The sequence below is a fragment of the Paenibacillus sp. FSL R5-0623 genome, from assembly GCF_037974265.1.
Lineage (GTDB): Bacteria > Bacillota > Bacilli > Paenibacillales > Paenibacillaceae > Paenibacillus.
In genome coordinates, this window is the sequence record NZ_CP150233.1 from 963,030 (window position 1) to 985,551 (window position 22,522).

At 47.7% G+C, this 22,522-nt stretch carries 11 protein-coding genes; 9 read left to right on the top strand and 2 right to left on the bottom strand.

The features are described 5' to 3' along the window. The first annotated feature begins 119 nt into the window (after positions 1–119). On the top strand, positions 120–1,358 hold the full coding sequence (gene fabF, locus MKY92_RS04450) for a beta-ketoacyl-ACP synthase II (RefSeq protein WP_339301679.1): 1,239 nt from the start codon (positions 120–122) through the stop codon (positions 1,356–1,358). A gap of 128 nt (positions 1,359–1,486) precedes the next feature. Here the strand turns inward: fabF and MKY92_RS04455 are convergent, their stop codons facing one another. Next, on the bottom strand, positions 1,487–2,716 hold the full coding sequence (locus tag MKY92_RS04455) for a nitrate/nitrite transporter (protein WP_339301680.1): 1,230 nt from the start codon (positions 2,714–2,716) through the stop codon (positions 1,487–1,489). A gap of 428 nt (positions 2,717–3,144) precedes the next feature. Here MKY92_RS04455 and nirB point away from each other — a divergent pair, with 428 nt between their 5' ends. The 7 genes from nirB to MKY92_RS04490 all read left to right on the top strand — a co-directional run bounded on the left by nirB (position 3,145) and on the right by MKY92_RS04490 (position 18,814). Then, positions 3,145–5,325, top strand: coding sequence for a nitrite reductase large subunit NirB (gene nirB, locus MKY92_RS04460; RefSeq protein ID WP_339299349.1), 2,181 nt, complete (start codon positions 3,145–3,147; stop codon positions 5,323–5,325). A 21-nt stretch (positions 5,326–5,346) separates the two neighbouring features. Beyond that, the gene (locus tag MKY92_RS04465; protein ID WP_339301681.1) at positions 5,347–7,479 is read left to right on the top strand and encodes a molybdopterin oxidoreductase family protein; all 2,133 of its coding nucleotides are present in this window, start codon (positions 5,347–5,349) and stop codon (positions 7,477–7,479) included. Between the two features lie 343 nt (positions 7,480–7,822). After that, a complete protein-coding gene (locus MKY92_RS04470) occupies positions 7,823–8,242 on the top strand; it encodes a hypothetical protein (RefSeq protein ID WP_339299350.1) in 420 nt (139 codons plus the stop codon). A gap of 24 nt (positions 8,243–8,266) precedes the next feature. Continuing rightward, positions 8,267–13,237, top strand: coding sequence for a DUF4132 domain-containing protein (locus MKY92_RS04475; RefSeq protein WP_339299352.1), 4,971 nt, complete (start codon positions 8,267–8,269; stop codon positions 13,235–13,237). A gap of 555 nt (positions 13,238–13,792) precedes the next feature. Beyond that, positions 13,793–16,504, top strand: a complete 2,712-nt coding sequence (locus MKY92_RS04480; RefSeq protein WP_339299354.1) for a glycoside hydrolase family 3 C-terminal domain-containing protein — start codon at positions 13,793–13,795, stop codon at positions 16,502–16,504. A gap of 143 nt (positions 16,505–16,647) precedes the next feature. Then, positions 16,648–18,219: a glycoside hydrolase family 30 beta sandwich domain-containing protein gene (locus MKY92_RS04485; RefSeq protein ID WP_339299355.1), complete on the top strand. Its 1,572-nt coding sequence runs from the start codon at positions 16,648–16,650 to the stop codon at positions 18,217–18,219. Positions 18,220–18,373: 154 nt separating this feature from the next. Continuing rightward, positions 18,374–18,814: an acetyltransferase gene (locus MKY92_RS04490; protein ID WP_339299356.1), complete on the top strand. Its 441-nt coding sequence runs from the start codon at positions 18,374–18,376 to the stop codon at positions 18,812–18,814. Positions 18,815–18,932: 118 nt separating this feature from the next. Here MKY92_RS04490 and MKY92_RS04495 read toward each other — a convergent pair whose 3' ends face one another. Continuing rightward, a complete protein-coding gene (locus tag MKY92_RS04495; protein WP_339299357.1) occupies positions 18,933–19,721 on the bottom strand; it encodes a formate/nitrite transporter family protein in 789 nt (262 codons plus the stop codon). Positions 19,722–20,105: 384 nt separating this feature from the next. On the opposite strand from MKY92_RS04495, the gene MKY92_RS04500 reads away from it, so the two are divergent. Then, a complete protein-coding gene (locus MKY92_RS04500; RefSeq protein WP_339299358.1) occupies positions 20,106–22,505 on the top strand; it encodes an S-layer homology domain-containing protein in 2,400 nt (799 codons plus the stop codon). The last annotated feature ends 17 nt before the right edge of the window (positions 22,506–22,522 follow it).

The following is a 22,522-nucleotide window of genomic DNA, read 5'->3' on the forward strand; positions in this document are numbered from 1 at the left end:
CATGGTAGTCATTATACTATTATAATTGACAACTTGTAATAGGATATTCGAAAGTGCACTATTAGTAGCAGAGCGTAAGCGTAAGGTAGACAACAGCATTGAAGGAGGATGGAATGGACATGGAACGAGTCGTGATTACGGGAATGGGAGTTATCTCTCCTTTGGGAAATAATGTAGATACATTCTGGAACGGATTGATTGAGGGTAGATCAGGTATATCTCCTATAGAGCATTTTGATACAGCCTCTTACAAAACCAGAATCGCTGGCATGGTCCGTGATTTTGATGGTGAAGAGCGTTTTGGACGCAAGGAAGCAAGGCGCATGGATCGATTCGTTCAATTTGCTGTTGCTGCTGCGGATCAGGCTGTATCACAATCAGGCCTTGTGATGGACGAACTGGACCGTGAACGGGTAGGTGTATATATTGGTTCAGGCATAGGCGGCATCCAAACATTGATGGAACAAGGCAAGGTCCTGTCCGATCGGGGACCTGCGCGAGTCAGCCCAACACTGGTACCCATGATGATATCCAATATGGCGGCAGCTATGGTCAGCATGAGGTTTGGTTGCTGGGGACCGACATTGTCGCCAGTAACCGCTTGTTCCATTGGCAATACAGCCATTGGAGAGGCTTTCCGGTTAATTCGTCATGGCGGAGCCGATGTCATTATTGCTGGCGGGACAGAAGCGGCTGTAACCGAAGTGTCACTGGCAAGCTTCGGTAATGCGACAGCGTTGTCTACACGAAATGAAGCGTTCCAAACAGCAAGCCGTCCATTTGATGCGGGGAGAGACGGTTTTGTCATGGCGGAGGGCGCCGGAATTCTGATCGTTGAGTCACTATCTCATGCACTGGCAAGAGGGGCGAATATTCTTGCCGAAGTGATTGGATATGGTGCCAGTTCAGATGCGTATCATATGGTAGCTACCCACCCGGAAGGACGGGGTGCATATCTGGCGATGAAAGCATCACTGAGAGAGGCTCAGATTGGACCTGAGGACATTGATGTGATTAACGCTCATGCCACCAGTACGGAGGCAGGTGACCTGTCCGAGACGAGAGCGATCAAACAACTTTTCGGGACAGGTGCCTATGATATTCCGGTCACAGCGAATAAGTCCATGACGGGACATATGCTTGGTGCAGCAGGCGGGGCGGAAGCGATCTCGCTTATTCAAACCCTGCGGCATGGTATCATTCCTCCAACTATCAATCAGGAGCAGAGGGACCCCGAATGTGATTTGGATTATGTACCAAACGAGGCAAGAAAAGCAGAGCTGCGGATTGGGATGTCTAATTCCTTTGGATTCGGGGGCCATAATGCCGTTATTGTTCTTCAAAAGTATTCATCTTAAGCAAAAAAGCAGCTTTAAGCAGAAAGAACAGCGCAGCCCCATCGGGCTGTGCTGTTCTTTGCTTACTTCGACTTCGGGATCATCCACATACACCGTACCATTGGTTAACGGCAGTGTGGTTGTACGCCTTACGAAGAGAGGGACGTCGATTCCGCCATGCCTTTGTTGCTTCGGCTCAGCCAGCTTACACGCCAGCGGGATTGCATGAAGAGAACAAGGAAGAGGGAAGCTGCCGCAATCAGGCTAAGAATGACAAAACCTGGTGTATAGGATTGATAGCTGCTGTACAGTTGACCAAGAATCAGCGGCAGTGCATATCCGCCCAATCCGCCAGCGGCACCTACAATACCTGTCATCAGACCAATCTCATTGCCGAACCGTTGCGGAACCAGTTGAAACACGGAGCCATTTCCGGCTCCCAGACACATCATACCGAGGAACAGCATGACTACCACTACAGGCAGAGGTGGCATGAAGGATACGCCAATTAGCATGATACAGGCTCCTGTGTACAGGAAAGTCAGCATACGTGTTCCGCCAATTTTGTCCGCCAGATAACCCCCGACAGGCCGGAAGAAACTACCTGCGATCACACAGAACGTGGTAATGTCAGCGGCACGAACAGGAGAGAGCCCGTACTGGGTATTGAAGAAGATGGTGAGATAGTTACATAATCCAACGAAGCCGCCAAAGGTTACACAATAGAAGGCACAGAATACCCAGGCATCTTTTTGTTTAAGCAGACTTCCGTATTGGGACAATTTTTTGGGTTCAGGTCGGTTAGGGCTATTCTTGGCAAAAAGAGAAAAGAGAATAAATACAATAGCGATTGGTATAATAGCAAGTCCGAACACGACTTCCCAGCTGCCAAAATGTGTAGCCAATCGATTGGCAAACAATGTCGCGAGTACGGTTCCACTGTTACCCGCCCCGGCAATACCCATGGCCAGACCCTGATGCTCTTTGCCATACCATTGACCCGCCAGAGGTAGCGCAGCGGCAAAGGAGGCACCTGCAACACCAAGCAAGAGTGCTACCACGTATAGTTGGCTTAAGGAGTCAACCCATAACCAGCCGAGTAATAAAGGAACCAGCGTGACGAGCATTCCAATCTGTGCGGTCAATTTCGGACCTATATAATCAGACATGAAGCCAAGCACAAGCCGCAGGATGGAGCCACCAAGGATAGGCAATGCGACCAGATTGGCCTTTTCCAGCGGAGTCATCGGATAGTCCAATGCTATGACAACTGCGAGTGGACCCAACATTCCCCATATCATAAAACTGATGTCAAAATACATAAACGCTCCGAATAGGGTGGGCTTATGCCCGCTTTTCCAAAAACTTTTGCTCTCCATCATCCATCATCGCTCCTCATCCAATTGAGATCTTCGTAATTTGTCTATGTGCTTGTTAAGGCAGAAAAAGGCCGCAATTCGTCCAGATCTGAACGATTTGCGGCCCCGTTGCCGACAGGCGGTACACGTCATTGTGTTCCCGCATCTGAGTTGATCACAGCACTGTGATTTTGATTCAAATTATAATCATGAGAAAATATATATGTCAACAAAAATTACATGAAACTTTAAATAATTCATTTTTTAATCATCATCGGCATTTTTAATGTTAATTTAGTTGACATTAGGTTGAGATTCCCTTAATCTGAATCTAATATGAATTCACACAAAGGCGTGTGGATTCCGGAGGCAACGGTGCCCTTTTCCGAATCATGGAGAAGGGATTTTTCTGTTTATTTTCAGGAGTGAGAGAGATAGGGGGGCAGCCCATGAGCAGAAGCAAACTGGTGATTATCGGGAATGGCATGGCTGGAGTGAAGTGTGTCGAAGAGATTATCGCACTGGAGCCTGATACGTATGAGATTGTAATCTACGGCAATGAACCCCGTCCCAACTACAATCGGATCATGTTATCGAAAGTGTTGCAGGGTGAGCATTCGTTACAGGATATCATTATCAATGATTGGACTTGGTATGCCGAGCATCATATCCGGCTATGTACAGGTGAAACGGTACACCGCATTGATACCCGTGGAAAATATATCGAGACGGAATCCGGACTAAAAGAAACCTATGATGTCCTGATTCTGGCGACAGGGTCTTCACCGTTTATCCCACCGATTCCGGGAATGGATAAAGAGCGGGTCATGTCCTTTCGAACGATTGATGATTGTACGCGCATGTCTGATTATTCCAAAGTATATCGCAAGGCCGCCGTTATTGGTGGTGGATTGCTTGGGCTGGAGGCGGCGCGAGGGTTGTTGCATCTGGGTATGGAAGCTGTGGTGGTCCATAACGCACATTACATTATGAACCGGCAATTGGATCAGAAGGCTGCAGCGATGCTTCAACAGGAACTTGAAAGACAGGGCATGTCCTTTCTTTTGGCCAAAAATACGCAGAAAATTACCGGGCGATCACAGGCCCAGGGGCTGCTATTCACAGATGGTTCCAAGCTTGAAGCTCAGGTTGTCATTGTCGCTGTTGGAATTCGGCCGAATGTGGACCTGGCCAGACGAAGCGGAATCGCTACGAATCGGGCAATCATGGTGGATGATTATATGCGCACCAGTATACCGGATATCTACGCTGTTGGAGAATGCGCCGAACATCGGGGAATCAGTTATGGGCTGGTGGCCCCCTTATATGAGCAAGGAAAAGTGCTCGCACGTACGCTCTGTGGCCAGGAAACTTCTGAATATAAGGGTTCAATTCCTTATTCACAACTGAAGGTATCAGGAGTTGATGTTTTCTCGGCTGGCGAGATTAGTGGTGAAGGCATGCAGACCGCAATTCAACATCTGGATGGCATTCAAGGCACATATAAAAAAGTGCTGATGCAGGCTGGCAAAGTGCGTGGAGCCATTTTATTTGGAGATACAACCGAAGGAACGGCATTGCTTGGACTTGTGCAACGAGGTGCAGATGTGGCGGAATTGGCTCCGCGTGAAGGCGCCCCGGACCCTGCTGAGATGGCTGCTGCGGCATTACCGGCTCAGGAGACCGTATGTGCATGCAACAATGTGACCAAGGCTGCCATTATGAAGGCTATTCAAGAACAGGATCTCGAGACGGCAGATCAGGTGAAGGAACAGACGAAGGCTTCTGGTTCATGCGGTGGCTGTCGCCCGATGGTGGCTGCTCTGTTGAAACATACGCATAACCTGAAAAAAAGCGGCGGTGGCACAGTGGCTACACCGGATAAACCTGCTTCATTGCCAGTCTGCAGTTGTACGGAGCTTGGGCATGCAGAACTAAAGGAAATGCTGGATGACATCGTTGTTATGGAGGTAGGGCTACCAGACATATCATTGATCTTGCAGAAGCTGGGTTGGGGTTCGGAACATGGTTGCTCGGTATGTCGCCCCGTAATTCATTATTACTTAAAGGTATCCAATCGAAAGATCAATGACAGAGAGATCATGAATACGGAATATCGGATAAAAGAACGGAATGGATATCAGGCTGAATTTTCAAGGGACGATGAGGTCGAAGGTCACTTAGAGATTCAGGTGCGCTGGGATGATCAGATCCCGTTGTCATCCTATGCGAGGGATGCCAGGGGATTGGCTACACAACTTCGTACACGTTGGATCGGCGCTGCGATGCCGTCGCCGGTGAATATGGGCGTTGCACCAGGGCCTGGTTCGTTGGTGAGCGCACTGGTGCAGGATATCGGCCTGCTGGCTTCACCAGCTGGGTGGGAGATCTATGCAGGCGGTCATGCAGAGCATCCGGTCAAACAAGGTGGCTTGCTCGGGGTGGCTGAAACAGAGGTACAAGCGGCAGCACTCGCATCAGCCTGCCTTCAATGGTATCGCCAAACCGCTTGGTATGATGAGCCGTTATGGGCATGGACGGAACGATTGGGATTAATGTCCATTCGGGAAACGCTGCTGGATGACCAGTTACAGAAGGAACTGGCGGCAACACTTCAAGCTGATATATAGATGAAAGGCGGGGATGGAAAGATGGGATTATCCGTGAGTTCAGAACCAACAGCCTCCAAGCTCTATGTAAAGGAAACCCAGTGTCCGTATTGCAGTGTGCAGTGCAAGATGACTGTTGAAGAATTGGCTGCACCTGTTGCGGGCCAGCGTCGTGGTGAGTATACGGTTCAGGGTGTTCCGAATGAAGCCTCCCAGGGCAGGTTGTGTGTGAAGGGTATGAATGCTCATCAACATGCGCTCAGTGGTCAACGATTAATGCATCCGCTCATTCGTCGCAATGGCGAGCTTGAATCCTGTTCCTGGGAGGAGGCCATTCAGACCATCGCAGAGCGGTTTCAGGACTTGAAAGATTCATACGGAGCAGATACGGTCGGAGTCTACGGAGGCGGATCTTTGACAAATGAAACAGCCTATCTGCTCGGCAAGTTCGCCAGAGTTGCATTGGGGACAAAATATATCGACTATAATGGACGGTTCTGCATGTCAGCTGCGGCTTCAGCTGGCAGTAAAGTCTTCGGGATGGATCGTGGATTGACGTTCCGTCTGTCCGATATTCCCAAGGCAGGCTGCATTGTACTTGCAGGTACCAATATTGCAGAATGCCAACCTACCCTTCTGCCATACTTTAATCAGGCGAAGGAGAACGGAGCCTTCATTATTGTTATTGATCCACGCAAGACGGCAACCGCAGCCATTGCTGACCTTCACTTGCAGGTGAAACCCGGCATGGATGCTCTGCTAGCGGATGCCATGTTGAAGGTGATTATGGATGCCGGATTGGTAGACCCTCATTTTATAGGCGAACGAACGCACGGTTACGACCAATTGATACAAGGGTTGGCTGATTTGCAACTCGAACTGGCGGCACAAACGTGCGGGGTTGATCTGGCGCTGATTCGTCAGGCAGCGATGGCCTATGGTGAGGCAGAGACAGGCATGATCATGACAGCACGTGGTGTGGAGCAGCAGACAGATGGACATATGGCCGTCAGGCACTTTCTGAACCTGGTGCTCGCGACTGGCAAAATCGGCCGAGAAGGCTGTGGATATGGTGCAATCACAGGTCAGGGGAACGGGCAAGGCGGACGGGAGCATGGGCAGAAGGCTGACCAGCTGCCGGGCTATCGATCTATTGAAAATGAAGCTGATCGTGCCTATGTGGCAACCGTCTGGGGTGTGGACCCTGCAAGTTTGCCAGGCAAAGGGGTGTCCGCCTACGAGATGATGGAGAAGGTCCATGATCAGGAGATTCGGGCGTTGCTCGTGATGGGCTCCAACCCGGTCGTATCCAATCCCAATGTGCGTTTGGTGGAAGAAGGTCTGCGCAAGCTGGATTTTCTGATCGTGGCAGACATGTTTCTGTCAGAGACAGCGCGAATGGCTGATCTGGTTCTGCCGGTTACGTCTTATATGGAGAATGAAGGTACACTGACCAATCTGGAGGGGCGGGTTCTGCTCCGTGAACAGGGGCGGCCTGCGCCGGGAGAAACGCTCGATGATTGGGATATATTATGCCGGATTGCCGCACAATTGGGTAAAGCTTCTTATTTTGAATATGACACTGCTGAGGATATCTTTAATGAGCTTCGGGTGGCGAGTCGTGGCGGAGTTGCTGATTACTATGGCATTTCCTATGAGCGTTTGCGTAACGAGAAAGGGGTGTACTGGCCGTGTTCTGCCCTGGAGGATCAGGGAGAAGGACTACTGTTCGGTGAACGATTCGCTCACCCGGACGGCAAAGCAGCATTCACATTTGAATCCAGCCCGGGATGGAATGATGTATCGCCGAAATTCCCCCTAATTCTCACCAATGGGCGTGTGCTGCCTCATTATCTTACAGGGGTGCAGACACATCGAAGTCCGGCACTGGCAGCTCGTGAATTGGAGAACTTTGTTGAACTTCACCCAGCTACCGCTGCCCGTTATCGTATTCACGATGGAGAGTGGGTAGAGATTCAATCGACGTACGGAAGCTTTACGGTTCGTTCGCGCATCAAAGATTCGATTCGGGAGGATACCTTGTTCGTGCCGATGCATTGGGGTGGCATTCAGAATGTGAATCGGGCCACCAGACCAGAGCTAGATCCGTTCTGCCGGATGCCTGGGTTCAAGACAGCAGCTGTAACCATTCGACCTTTGCGCTTGGTTAGATGATTCATACAGGTTTCAATTTATTAAAGCTTCTCAGGCGTCATAAGCTACTCTAATATTAGTTTAGCGGCTGCGCAGTCCATATTTATATGAGACTGTGCGGCTTTTTTTGCGTATATGTACGCAAGTAGGCCATAGTTCCGTGGTTCCACGTAAACATGAGGATTGGCTCATGAATATGGATTGAATTTTAGTTATGATGTTCATTAGGGGTACATATGTACGTATTTTATATTTTATTTAGAGACAGATCGTCACTTCGAGTTTAGGTTATTCCGCATTGTGGTATAGATATCGGGGCTTATGGAAGCTTCTTCAAATAGGGCAGGACAGAGGGGGCAAGACAGTGAACGTATGGATAACGGTAAAAAGTCTGGGCAAACGCAAGCCGGTACTTGCCAAGCAAGCTGCCGAACTTCCGGAAACAACTCATACGTTAAGGCAGCTCATTGAGAACATGGTGACTCTGCAAGTAAAAGCTCTTCAGGACAAGAAACAACAGACAGAATTGCTCGCCTACCTGATGCCGGATGAGATTGAGGTGCAGGGAGCGGCGGGGAAAGTCGGGTTTGGCGCAGTATACAATGAGGGTGTTCCAGATCTGAATGTTGCGATGGAGACAGCGATAACCGCCTATGAGGATGGGTTGTACAAAGTGTTTCTCAACGATGAAGAATTGCAGGAACTGGATGAGTCACTTGTTGTAAAAGACGGAGATAACGTGGTGTTTATCCGTTTTACAATGCTTGCGGGACGTCTTTGGTAGAGAGCGATGAAGGAGGAGAACAGGATGAATCAGGAAGAGCAAGTACAGGTGTATATAGATGGATTGCAGGAAAGAGCCAAGTCGTTGACAGGGGTACAGCTTGAGCTGGCAGGCTATGTTGTGGAGATCGCCGGGTCTACGTATTTGCGTGGAGACGAAAAGATGTTTTTGAATACTGATAAGCTGCTTGGAAGGCTGGCTGTAGAAACGCAGAAACCATTATTCGAGCCACTGTTGGATGTGCTCCAGCATCTGGCGAGCGAGTCATTGGTTGCACGATTCCGTTATATTGTAGAGCGTGCGACTCGTTTCCCTTACAGTAACAACTATGAACGCCGGCCTTTTCGCACATCCGATCCAGAGGAGCATGTAGAACAGGTCATTCGCAAACTGATGGGATTGTTCCGAATGGAAATGAAAAATTTCTCCCTGGAAGAATATGTGTCACTTCGTGAGTACAAGCTGGATTATCTGCATGAGATCCGTTGGGTCCTGGCAGATTGTATCGCTTATGAACTGGATCATCAGGGCGGAGATATGAAGCAGGCGCTGCATGATATTATCTATGGTGACAATCAGACGGCGTTATTAACTCATGAAATGATCAAAGGCATATTCATGAGCGATCAGGCGGATGCCTATCAGATGGTGGGTGAGCTGCTCGTTGCAGCAAGGTTGCAGGAAGGGCTGCGCCAAAGCATTGTGGAGCGGATGGATGAAGGGACACTGGAAGCCTATATTTACATATTAAAAATCATTATCGACAACAACCTGATTCGTTTCAGTTCCGTGGTAAGAGCACTCGCCGTATGGACGGGGATCGGCATAGAAGCAGCCAACCAGCGTATTGCCGCACAGTTGATTGAACAAGCATATCAGGCGCTTGTGCAACCAGAAGTACGCGAGGCCTGGCAGCAGGAAGCAAACGCCAACAAACTCTTTATCAGTCTGTGGGCGACAGCGGTCATTGAAGAGTATGAATTGAAGAGCAAGATAATCGAGATTATGGATCAAGGTCAGTTATATCAGAAGATTGTTGCCCAATACGTACTGGCTAACAGCCAGAACAGAGAGCTTCGTTTGGACATTGCACGTCGTTATCTGGAGGCGGAGGATACCGAGTTGATGCATTGGATTGTGACCAACTATGATGCGATGTATATGTACAACTGGAGTTTTGAGAATGGAGAGAATCAGCGTAGCGTCTACGTGTGGCCATTGCCTGCTCTGGGAGATAAGGCCTTGCGGCGTCAGGACTTTGATCGGTTCAAACAGATGCTGTCTGCCATTCCCAAAGGCGGGTCAGGTGGACCATCGGGTGTACTTGAGTATGTTCACTACCGGATTGATACGGATGATGTAGTCAAGAAAATGTTATATCTGGCCGCCTATGATATGGACCCGGAATGGATTGGTGAAGTTATTGCAATCAAGGACCGATTAAGCCCGGAACTACGCGGAGAACTGCTGTCCCAGTTTGTTCAGCATCCCGAGAATGAGGTGCAAAGACAATTTGTGTTTGAGAGTTTGTCTGATAAAAGCATCAGTAATCGGGAGAGTGCACTCGCCAAGGCGAAGCTGCTCACGTTGACGGTTGAAGAGATGAAACAGATGGAGGCGTTGATGAAGCTCAAGACGGGCTCACTTCGTCAGAAGGTCATCCATGTACTGTTACTGCAACCCGTGGACCAATTGACGGTCTCACTGAAGCGACTTTTGCAAGCCAAGAGTGAATTGCAGCGTCTGGGCGCGCTCGAACTACTGACCGAGATTGCGGCAGATCCAGAACGGATAGATCAGCAGGAGGCATTGCAGCCATTGGCGCAGCTGATTGAGACACCCACTGCCAAGGAACAGAAACTACTGGATAAGCTGACCGATCAGGGGAGTCGTTACACAGCCTCTAATGGATTTGGTTTATTCGATCCGAAGCGACGTGAGCCATTGCTGGATGAGAAGCGTGACCTCAAGGGCCATAATCCGAAGGATATCTTTACACTCTCTCTGGATAAGACCAGACCATTTCTGGAGGGACTTGGTGAATTAGTGCATGAACACAGGGATTATGAGTATGAAGTGGAGTACTACGCTGGCTATAAAGACACATTGTTAGTCGGAGCGAGTCTTCGCTCCAAGGTTCCATATGGAGAGCGGAATGAAATGAAGCAGATGGAACAGTTTCCGCTTCATGACGTATGGGAGAACTATATTCAACATGCCGGGTTCAGCAGTGTGGAACTGATGCAGCTATACATGACAATACAGCTCCGGGAGTTAAATGGTAAATTGAGTGATCATTACAGTTATTTCCGTGAGCAGTATGACTATGACGAATTGCAGAAGATTCCGTTATTGGAAGGCTGGCGCAAGTCGTTTGCCGAACAGATCTATCCTCTGGATGACATCGAAAAGCTGCAGCAGATGCTGGATTCGTTAACGTATAAGGATCAGGTAGTGGCGCTGATATCGGCGGCATTTCTGGATAGCGATCCAATCGACACGTTTGAGATAGCTGAGAGAACCTGGGCTTCTATCATCGCGAGTATGCCTGCTGATCAACTCGAGAAAGAGTCAGGCATGCTTCATATTCTGACTGGACCTTGGAATGATGTGGTTCGGGGCAAAATCCATGACGATAACAGCTTCAGACGGTTCTTCCAGACGGCTTACCAGTTCACCAGTCTTGTAGAGAGTAATCAGCCGCTGTCTTTACTGTCACTTGAAGATTTCCTGCGTGCGTACCAGTTGAATCTGATTGGTGAACAGGAGATATATCGTCAGCTGCTGGTCGGTGCGAATCGTCTGTTGTTTATTAGAGACATAACATCCACTCGTACAGAAGGGATCGCAAGTGATCCAAAGCTGATTCACTTACGAGATACAGTCGTTAACCGGATTCTGGAGATCGAGCTTACTCGGGGTGAACTATCCACAGAAGTAAGTACACTTGCCATGAAGCTGAATCGAATTGAAGGCATGGAACACTGGGTACATCTGGTCTCTGCGATGGATCAGGATACATTTGTTCGTGGATATATCTATAGCTATGGGGACAACACAACACGTAAAGAGACGTTCAGCTATCTGATTCAGAATTGTCATCCACGGGATGGAGAAGATGAGAAGCGTCTTGGAGAGTTGCTCCAGAAGTATCCGGTGAATGAGAAAAAATTGCTGGAAGCAGCCATGTACGCACCACAGTGGATGGAGATTGTTGCGAAACATCTGGGATGGGAAGGTCTACGCAGTGCAGCCTGGTACTTCCATGCTCATATTAATGAACGCTTTACTGCGGAGAAAGAAACCATCGTGGCCCACTATTCTCCAATCTCACCACAGGACTTTAACGAAGGTGCGTTTGATATCACTTGGTTTGAAGAAGCCTATGCTGATGTCGGAGAGGAACGATTCAATCTGTTATATGATTGTGCCAAGTACATTTCCGGGGGATCTAACCACCGCAGATCCCAATTGTTCGCAGATGCTGCACTGGGTAAGCTTCGACTGGACGATATGCGTGAGTCCGTGTCAGACAAGCGAAACAAGGATCATTTGTTAACCTACAGTTTGATTCCATTCGCTGTAAATCGTGAACAGGATCTGCGTGAGCGATACGACTTCATCCAGAAGTTCCTGATGCAGAGCAAGCAATTTGGGGCACAACGCCGCGCCAGTGAAGGTGTGGCATCACAGATTGCACTGGGCAATCTTGCTCGTAATGCAGGTTATGCCGATGTTACGCGGCTGATGTGGGACATGGAAGCACGTAAGTTGGATGAGATGAAATCTTTCTTTGAACCTCATGCATTGGATGCTGACACGACAGCACAATTGGTCATCGATGAGGAAGGCCAACCCGAGATGGTTATCGTTAGCAAAGGGAAGACACTAAGGTCTGTACCTGCCCGGTTCAAAAAGGATGGATATATCGCTGAACTGAAAGAGCTAAAATCGGATCTGGTGGATCAGTATCGACGGGCAAGGCAGGAACTGGAACGTTCGATGACTGCTGGAACATCCTTTACACGTGAGGAAATTGCCAGCCTGATGCAAAATCCGGTTATACATCCGCTGGTAAGAACGCTTATATTCCATTCAGGTGACAAGACGGGACGATTCGATGTATCATCCAATGGTTTGGTTGCTCCAGGGCCGGAGGGTACGATCCAGGCACTATCGGAACAGGATCAACTGTTGATTGCTCATCCGCTTCATCTGTATCAGAGCGGAAGCTGGAGTGAGTTCCAGCGGGATCTGTTCACCCGTCAGGAGCGTCAGCCGTTCAAGCAGGTATTCCGTGAGCTATATCTTCCTAATGAGGACGAATTGGCTAATGGCACGGTGTCCCGCCGCTATGCCGGTTATCAGATTCAACCGAAAAAAGCAGTGGCGCTGCTTAAAGGACGCCAATGGACAGTCAGTTATGAAGAGGGTTTGCAGAAGGTAAGCTACGAGCACAATCTAATCGCGAATCTCTATGCCATGGCAGATTGGTTCTCACCAGCAGATACCGAGGCACCTACCTTGGAGACGGTACAGTTCTACGATCGCAAGAGCTACAAACCGGTAGCGCTGCAAGATGTGCCGCTGACGTTCTTCTCCGAAGTCATGCGTGATATCGATCTGGTGGTCAGCGTTGCACATGTAGGAGGCGTAGATCCGGAAGCCAGTCTGACAACAATCGAGATGCGCCATGTCATTGTGAACGAGTCGTTGCGTCTGCTGAAGATCGACAATGTACGTCTGGACGGGAATTACGCACGAATTGATGGTGAATTGGGTGAGTATGCTGTTCATCTGGGGAGTGGTAATGTGTTCAAACAAGCCACAGGTGCACTTCATATCGTACCGGTGCACAGTCAGCATCGTGGGCGAATCTTCCTGCCATTCCTCGATGAAGATCCGAGAACAGCTGAGATTCTGTCCAAGGTGATGTTGCTCGCCGATGACAAAAAGATCAAGGACCCGCAGATTCTTGCACAGTTACAGAATTAGAAATGAACGAACTAGATTTAAACCGCCCTATTAAACTATAAAGGCAGCTGAAGAACCTGTTAAAAGGGACTTCAGTTGCTTTTATATTTTTGGATATTTCAATGGACCGGATTGGTTCCGTTTTCAAATAGACTTAGGACCCAAGGTGTTTCGACATATTCCTTAATCTGATAATTAATTGAATTAATTGGTTTATCGGGAGTGGGTCGAACCGACTGTTTTTAAAAGTTAAGAATCTGTTCTAAAGTAGTTACGGAAATGTAAATAATTCGTTTTCTTTTCTTGTTATCTGAATTTTTAAAATGGTGATTCCAAAGAACTAGGCTTGTTGTAATCGGTCATTTACCAAATTTAAGGGGATGTAATTCATGATCATGTCGGCTATCGTTAGGAAGCGAAATCTGCTGACTTACTTGCAGGCTGCAGTTTCGGAAGCCATGTGCAGGACGACCTGAATGCTTGAAAGACTGGATCAAGCCAGTTTGCATTCCCTTGTATACATGTATTCAATATGTGCACAAGAAAAATGACCAAGAGAGAAGGAGAACTTACAACATGAACAGAAGACTCAATCTGATTTTCCTCAAACGATGGTTTATGTTATTAATCATCGTGGCGGTTGCGGCTATGCCGCTACACGCCTTCGCCGCGGAGGCGGAATCTGGGGCCAATCGTCCTTGGATGAACAAATCCTTGTCTGCGGAGGAACGCACCGAGCTGCTGCTCAAGGAGATGACGCTGGAGGAGAAGGTTGGATTCGTAACCGGTAAAGTCAATAACTATTATGGTTTCTATAATGATGGATTGGAGCGCCTTGGCATTCCGGCATTACAGATGGCAGATGGACCTGCAGGGGTACGTGTGGCTAACCCGGATGTGCAGGACAAAAAGTCCACGGCATTGCCTGCACCTATCGCGCTTGCGGCTTCCTGGGATACCCATCTGGCTAAGAAATATGGTGATCTGATCGGTCAGGAAGCACATGATACAACACATAATGTAGTGCTCGGCCCTGGACTGGATATTGCACGTACACCATGGGGTTCCCGGAACTTCGAATCTCTCGGGGAAGATCCGCTACTGGCTTCCGGTATGGGTGCAGCGTATGTGAATGGGATTCAAAGTAATCCGGTTATCGCTACAGCGAAACACTATATCCTGAACAACCAGGAGACGGAACGTTTCACGACCAATGCTACAGCGAGTGAACGTGCCATTCAGGAAGTCTATGCGCGTCCGTTTCAGGCCATGGTCGAAAAAGCAGATCTTGGTTCGGCTATGTGTTCATTTAACCAGGTGAACGGTACATATGCTTGTGAGAACAAAGAGATGCTGACAGATGTCCTTAAGAATCAGTTTGGCTTCGAAGGGTTTGTCATGAGTGACTACGGTGCAAACTTCAGCACGGCCAAATCCGCCAATGCGGGTCTGGATCTGGAGACACCGGGAGAGCCGTATGGCAAATGGGGAGGCAAATTGCTGGAAGCCGTGAACAATGGCGAAGTCAGCGAGCAAACCATTGATGAGAAGGTTAGACGCATCTTGCTTCAAATGTTCGATAAAGGGCTGTTTGATAACCCGGTAACAAATACACAAATCAATGCCAAGAAAGACGGCAAACAGGCACGTGAAATTGCAGAAGAGAGCATGGTTCTTTTGCAAAACAACGATAATGTGCTGCCGCTGTCCAAGAAAAATGTGAAATCGATCGCTGTCATCGGACCGGATGCAGATAACGCATCGGCTGCTGGTGGAGGCAGCAGTCTGGTTAATCCGACGTATACTGTAAGTCCGCTGCAAGGCATTCGTAACCGTGCTGGTAACGGTGTGGATGTAAAATATGCTGCCGGAACCGATCCTATCTCCGCAGGAGATGCATTTAATGGACCATCCGCCGTACCTTCTACTCTTTTATCGCCAGCGGATGCTAAGGAAAGCGAAAGAGACTATGGTACAGATCGTGCGGAATACGGTCTGCGTGCTGAATACTGGACGAATAAAGATATGGAGGGTAACCCATCTCTGGTCCGTACAGATCATCAGGTCAACATGAATCTTGGATTCTACAACTATGAAGGTTTTAACGCACAGTCTTCCAAGCTTCCAGTGACACCTACGAAATTCAATGCCAAAATGTCTGCTCGTTGGACAGGGGCGATCACAGCACCTCAAACGGGTGAATATAAACTGTCCCTGACCAGTCTAGGTTCTGCGAAACTGTATGTGGATGATAAGTTACTCGTAGACAATCAAGGTGAAACATTGAGTACAACGATGAAAGAAATCACATTCAAAGAAGGTGAGTCTCACAATATTCGAATTGAGTATCGTACGGATTTCCCGGTACAGACTAATCATGATATGGGTGCACAGGTTCGTTTTGGCTGGGAAGCTCCAGAAGACGCTGTGGATATCAAGATGCAAAAAGCAGTTGATCTGGCAAAAAAATCAGATGTTGCCGTCGTGGTAACTCGTACGTATGACAGTGAAGGTTACGTCGACCGTTCCGACCTGGAGCTGCCGAATAACCAGGAGCAGCTGATCCGCAAGGTAGCAGCAGCCAATCCAAAAACGATTGTGGTGCAAATGAGTGGTCGCGCTGTTGAAATGGACTCCTGGCAAAAAGAAGTGCCATCCATCGTTCAAGCTTGGTACGCAGGTCAGGAACAAGGTAATGCAGTGGCACGTGTGCTGTTCGGTGATGTGAATCCATCCGGTAAGTTGCCGGTGACGTTCCCATCAGATGATTCCCAGACCCCGGTATCCACTGCGGAACAATTCCCGGGTGTTAACGGGGTGGGCAACTATTCCGAGGGTATCTTTGTAGGGTATAAAGGATATGACAAAGAAGGCATGACACCGGCGTTTGCCTTTGGACACGGGCTGTCGTATACCGATTTTAATTATCGTAATCTGCATGTGAAAAACACTGGCAAAGGTGATAAGGAAACCGTAGAAGTATCCCTGAATCTGCGTAACACAGGTAAAGTTTCCGGTGCAGAAGTTGTACAGGTCTATGTTGGCAATCTGCCAACCAAAGTCGAGACTCCGAAGAAACAACTTGCTGGTTGGGCGAAGGTTGATCTCAAAGCAGGCAAGCAGCAGCGGGTCAATATTCAACTGGATCGCAGCGCACTGTCCTATTGGGATGAAGCATCACATGAATGGGTAATGCCTAAGGGTAAAGTTCAAGTATATGTCGGCAGTGCATCGGATGATATTCGTCTGACAGGCAGTGTGAATATCGGAAGCAAGTCTGGTAAATAAAACTGCAATCCGGGAGATTGGAAGGTTGTTCTCCCAGTGAAGTTATTTGCGTTAAATACAGTTTGTTCTACTTCATATAGATTAGGAAAATGAGTCGTGGCCGAATGGTCGCGGCTTTTTCCACAATGGAAGGAGAGTGAAGCATGATAAACATAGGTTGGCGAGAATATCCCAAACGATGGATGATCCTGTTGATCGCAGCTGTTTGTTGTATCGGAATCGGAATCGGGCTTATCTTCAACCGAAGTGAACAATCCGCTCCGCCACCGGTTGTGGATAAGCAGAGAACGGCCGAAGTCTGGTTAACCACGGGAGATCAGCAAAATCTGCTTACGCCACAGAAGCCCATTCCAATTACCGATCACCATGATGCAGACATAAGTTCTTCAGTTTCTTCAACGCAGGAGTCAGACACGTCTTCGTCGGCGTTCACCATACAGATTGACTCGGACAAGACGTATCAGACCATGGATGGATTTGGCGCAGCGATGACGGGTTCGTCGGCACATCTGATTAATCAGCTTCCAGAGGAGCAGCAAGAACAACTACTCAAGGAGATGTTCTCCACGGAAGGACTGAACATGGATATGGTGCGTCATACGATTGGTGCCTCCGATTATTCGGTAGATGAATCAGGCGTGGCTTCGAGTTATACCTATGATGATATCGAGTCCGGCACGGATTATGACATGGAACACTTTTCGATTGAAAAGGATCAGGAAGTCGTGAATATGCTGGAGCGTGTAGCTGGTTTGAAACCGGATCTTAAAGTGCTGGGCACCCCGTGGACGGCCCCGGCCTGGATGAAGTATGGGGAGAAGACCACAAACGGCTGGTATCTGGATTACAACGATCCCCAGGTATACGAAGCGTACGCAAGATATTTTGTGAAATATATCAAAGCTTATCAGACAAAGGGCATTCCCATCTACGGGATCACGTTGCAAAATGAACCGGAGTTCACCTCGGATAAATATCCGAGTATGAGTATGGGCGCCGATGAACAAACCATGTTCATCCGGGATTATCTAGGCCCTGCGCTACAGGACGCGGGACTGGATACGCGAATCATCGCGTATGATCATAACTGGGATCAGGCGGTCGAATATACCAGCAAGGTGATTGGTGATGAACAGGCTGCTGCCTATATCGATGGATCTGCTTTCCACTGTTATGCAGGTGATCCATCTGCCATGTCGGAAGTGCATGAAAGCTTTCCAGACAAAAATATCTATTTTACCGAATGTAGTGGTGGGGAGTGGAGTCCTGATTTTGGCGAGAATCTGAGCTGGCAGATGTCCAATCTCATCATTGGTGCACCTCGCAACTGGGCGAAAAATGTGCTGCTCTGGAACATCGCACTCGATCCGCAAGGTGGACCCACGAACGGCGGCTGTGAGAACTGTCGTGGGGTTGTGACGATTGACCCGGAGCGTGATGAAATCACGAGAAATGTCGAGTATTATGCTATGGGTCACATCAGCCGTTATGTACGTCTGGGAGCTGTGAGAGTTGATTCCACGCAAGAACAGGGCCAGCTCGAGAACGTAACCTTCCGCAATCCGGATGGAACGTTGGTGCTGGTTGCAGCTAACACGGGTGAGGCAGAAGTTTCCTTTGATGTACTCATAGATGGAGATTCGTTTCGATATATACTGCCGTCCCAATCGGCAGCAACCTTCCGTTGGAAGCCAAAAACGAGGGGAGAACGTTGACTCATGATTGGAAATTATGGGTATAGATTGAATGATGAACATGATAAAATAAACGTAGAGTTATTTCAAATTTGATGTATTAAACAAGTCGGATCCCAGGATCGGGCTTTTACATAACCTTTTACTTTTAATAGAGAAGGAGCATACGTCGGTCATGTTAGTCGCTACATATCGGGAACAGGATCATGACAAGTTGGTTGGAATCTGGGAGAGTGCTGTGCGGGCAACCCATACGTTTTTGGAAGAGCATCACATTCAGTTCTACAAAAAAGTGGTGAGTGATGTGTTGCAACAAAGGCAAGTCGAGGTTTGGGAAGTGCTGAATACGGAGCAACAACCCGTGGGTTTTATTGGTGTGGATGATAACTTTATCGAGATGTTATTTGTAGATCCGAGCCAACACGGACAGGGTGTGGGACGTCTGCTAATAAACCATACCTTCAAAATCAAAGGCCGTCACCTCATGGTGGATGTTAATGAGCAGAATACTGGGGCAGCCCGATTCTATGAAAAGATGGGATTTGTACAGATGGGGCGATCTGAATTGGATAGTTCCGGTAATCCATTTCCGCTGTTGCATTTGGAGATCCAATAGAAACACCCCGGCAATCTTCTCCCTGAGATGGGAAGGTTGCCGGGGTGTTTTGGATTCTCCTTACCGATCAGCCACGGTCGAATGACCGGGCTGTAAGGGGATCTTTTTTCGCCAAAGATTAATGTGTCTCTTCATCCAGAAACGGTTTGTTCACCGCATAATACATGAAGCCCATCAGCAGCACACCACCCACCAGATTACCCAAGGTCACGGGAATCAGGTTGTGAAGCACACCTTCAAATGAGATCGTCCCCGGGTGATTCAGGACAAGTGCAATCGCGAACGTACACATATTGGCGATGCTGTGCTCATATCCCGAGATGAAGAAGCAGAACACAAAGAGCATCATGGCAAACATTTTGGCGCCATTCTCCTTCATGAACATCGGGACAAAAAACGCCATACATACAAGCCAGTTACACAGGATTCCCCGGAAAAAGAGCTGCATGGTTGGAACTTCCATCTTATGCTCCACCACGCTTAACAGAAAACCATTCACCTGAGACGAGTCGAACAATCCGGTCAGGTAGATTAACAAGGCAAACACGGCTGCACCCATCAGGTTACCACTATAACTCGCAATCCACAGTTTGATCACTTCGAACCAGCGCAGTTTCTTACGCAGCGCCGCATACGTGTAATAAAACGTGTTGCCCGTGAACAGATCACCCCCGCCATAGGCGATCAGAATGATGGCCGCGCCAAATGTAATTGCCGCCATCGGATAGGTAAATGGGGACTGCTCCATATAAAAGAAGTTACCTGTCTTAAACGCCACGATGACGCCGAATCCGATAAACATACTGGCCAGCATGGAGCGTGCGAGGTACCTGATTAAACTTTGTTTGTAAATCTTGTGTTTCTTCAGGGCTAGTTGTTCCACGTTGCGTAAAGCTTCCGTTTCCATAATTCTCCTCCAATAGCTAAGTTGAATGATTGCATTAACTTACAAATCTCACCAAGTTCCTTTTATTATAACGATTTTTGAGATAGTAACACGCTTTTTCAGAAAAAGAATATCTTTAACCAATTTAAGTTATTTTGGATGAACACATATAATATTGGTTTATATTATTTGTACTTTTTGATTAGTTATTTGCATATTTTTCTTATGCCAAAACCCCGAAATTTATATAGAACAATGTATTCCCATGTTAAGCGAAATCAATGTGGATTCCTTCTGTATAAGCTCCTTTGATCTGGAATTTTTTCTAGTTATTTTGTTCAGAAATTGTTCAGAGAATCTTGATAAGCTATGTGCCGAAAACGAGTTTTATTGGGAGGAACAAATATGAATCAGGATTGGAAGAAAGTGTTACTGACTTCACTTGTAGTAGGCATGTTGTGGGGAACTCAATTTGTCAACGCAGCAGAGCAAACTGGAGAATCAACAGACTCCATATCGTCGGTATTTACAGATCAGACCGATATTCGCTCGACCTCTCTTCAGGCCGTAAAGGCGGCAGTAGAGAAAGGATTAATTTCGGGTTATCCAGATGGATCATTTCACCCAGAACAGCATTTGACTCGAAGAGAAATGGCCGTGTTACTGGCCAAAGCATCACAATTAGAGATTGATAAGACTTCCAACACTGAACTTAAACATTCAGATTGGGCGACTCCTTATATTGAAGCAATTCGTCATGAGGGATGGATGACTGGAGATGCAACAGGCAATTTCCGTGCTAACGATCCGATTCGTCGGGAAGAGCTTGCTTCCATTTTGGTAAGAGTGACAGGAACACAAGGAGCAAAAGGAGGACAACAACAGATGCTTGCAGATGAATCCACGGTGAGTGGCTGGGCTAAAGAACAGGTACATACTGCGTTGAAATTGGGGCTATTGGATTCAAATGAGGGGAAATTTGAATCCAGAGCTCTGGTACAACGACAAGATATAGCGAAGGTTCTCGTAGATGTTTTCCAGACGGGTGAACAAACAGCTTCTTTGACTGCATTGGACGGAGATGTTGCCTATATGGATGGACGTCCTTTTGTGATCAGTCAGGAAATGCAAAGAATTTTGAATGACGAGAATAAAGAAGCATTGCAGAACGCAGTAATTACTTATGATGCACGTACACGTAACCTGTCTGCCTTATCAGAAATCCAGATTACCCAAGCAGGCACACTTCAAAATTACGTGACATTGAATTTGGTCGGTACCTCCTATCCGGGTGTGGTTACAGTCTCTTCAAATCACGTTGCTCTGAAAGCTGATACCTTGTCCAAGGTTGTATTAAAACCAGGCGTAAGTGCTATAACGATCGATGGTGATATCGATGCGGTAACCGTAGATACGACTGACAAAGTCACTGTTCTTGGAAGTGGGACGTGGAAGGAAGTTGTGTTGAAAGGTGTGAAATCCATTATTCAATTACCGACAACTGTGAAAACGAATACAGTTATTCTTCCAAAGGGCGGCGTAACCTCACAGATCATTCGCAGTGCACCGCCACTGACCACACCTTCCAGCAATACAGGGACAAGCAACTCCAATTCTGGTTCAGGATCTTCAACACCAGCTCCTACACCGACTCCCACGCCGACACCAACTCCAGAACCTGAGCCGCCGGTTATTGTACCTCCGTCTCCCGAGAATCAACTACCTGTTGTTCAGTCTAGCATTTCTGACATGATGGTATATCTCGGAGAGGGCATGCAAGAGATTAATCTCGGTGCTGTATTTGCTGATGCGGATGAGGATGAGCTGAGCTATGAGATTACGGAGATCGATCCTAACATCGCTACTGCGGATATTCAGGGTTCAAAATTGAAAATTATGGCCACTGCTATAGGCCAAACAACGGTTACGGTGAAAGCTGCAGATGGAAAAGGAGGAACTGTGTCGGCTTCATTCATTTATGTGGTCAAACCGGTCTTAATTCCACCACCATTTCCACCTTTACCGCCAATCATCATTCCACAACCACCAATCAACCATGCTCCTGAAGTGGTGAAAACACTGCCAACTGTTGGAGTTGAACTGGGCACCGTGAGTAAGACAGTTGATTTGACTAATGTGTTCACAGATATGGATGGCGACATTCTAACGTATACAGCACAATCTTCTGATCCAGCTGTGGTAGAAGTGAGTGTCCAAGGAGATATATTGACTTTAGATCTCAAGAACGTTATTGGTTCCGCAATCGTTACCGTTAAGGCTACTGATCACGCTGGTAAAGATGTTGAGACGACATTTACGGTTAAGGTGGAGGACCCGAATGCAGGAAAGGGCCTGTTTATTTCCGAGGTGGTCTGGGGAGAAGGCAATACTCAGGCGATCGAACTGTATAATCCAACGTCCAAACCAATTGAACTCAGTCACTTTGAAATTAAACGTAGTGATATAGACGATCCGATTACGTTTGCTTCTGGAACTATCATTGCACCTTATAAAACGATGGTCATTGCCGATGACTCTACAGATTTCCCGATTAATGAGAACGAGATCTATTATATGTCCTTTAATTTTGATATTGATCAACCCCAAGACATCACTTTGATACTCTATCAGATTAGCGATGGAGAACCTATGGATACAGCCATCTTGAAGCCTGCGGAATCTTTAACAAGAACGTCAGGTAATGTTCATGGTGATGCAAATTATGACGGGGCACGGTGGATCCAACAAGGAGAGAACTATTACAACGGTCTGGGTAACTACACATCCTCACCTTCCATTCCTTAATTTTTGAAATATCCCAC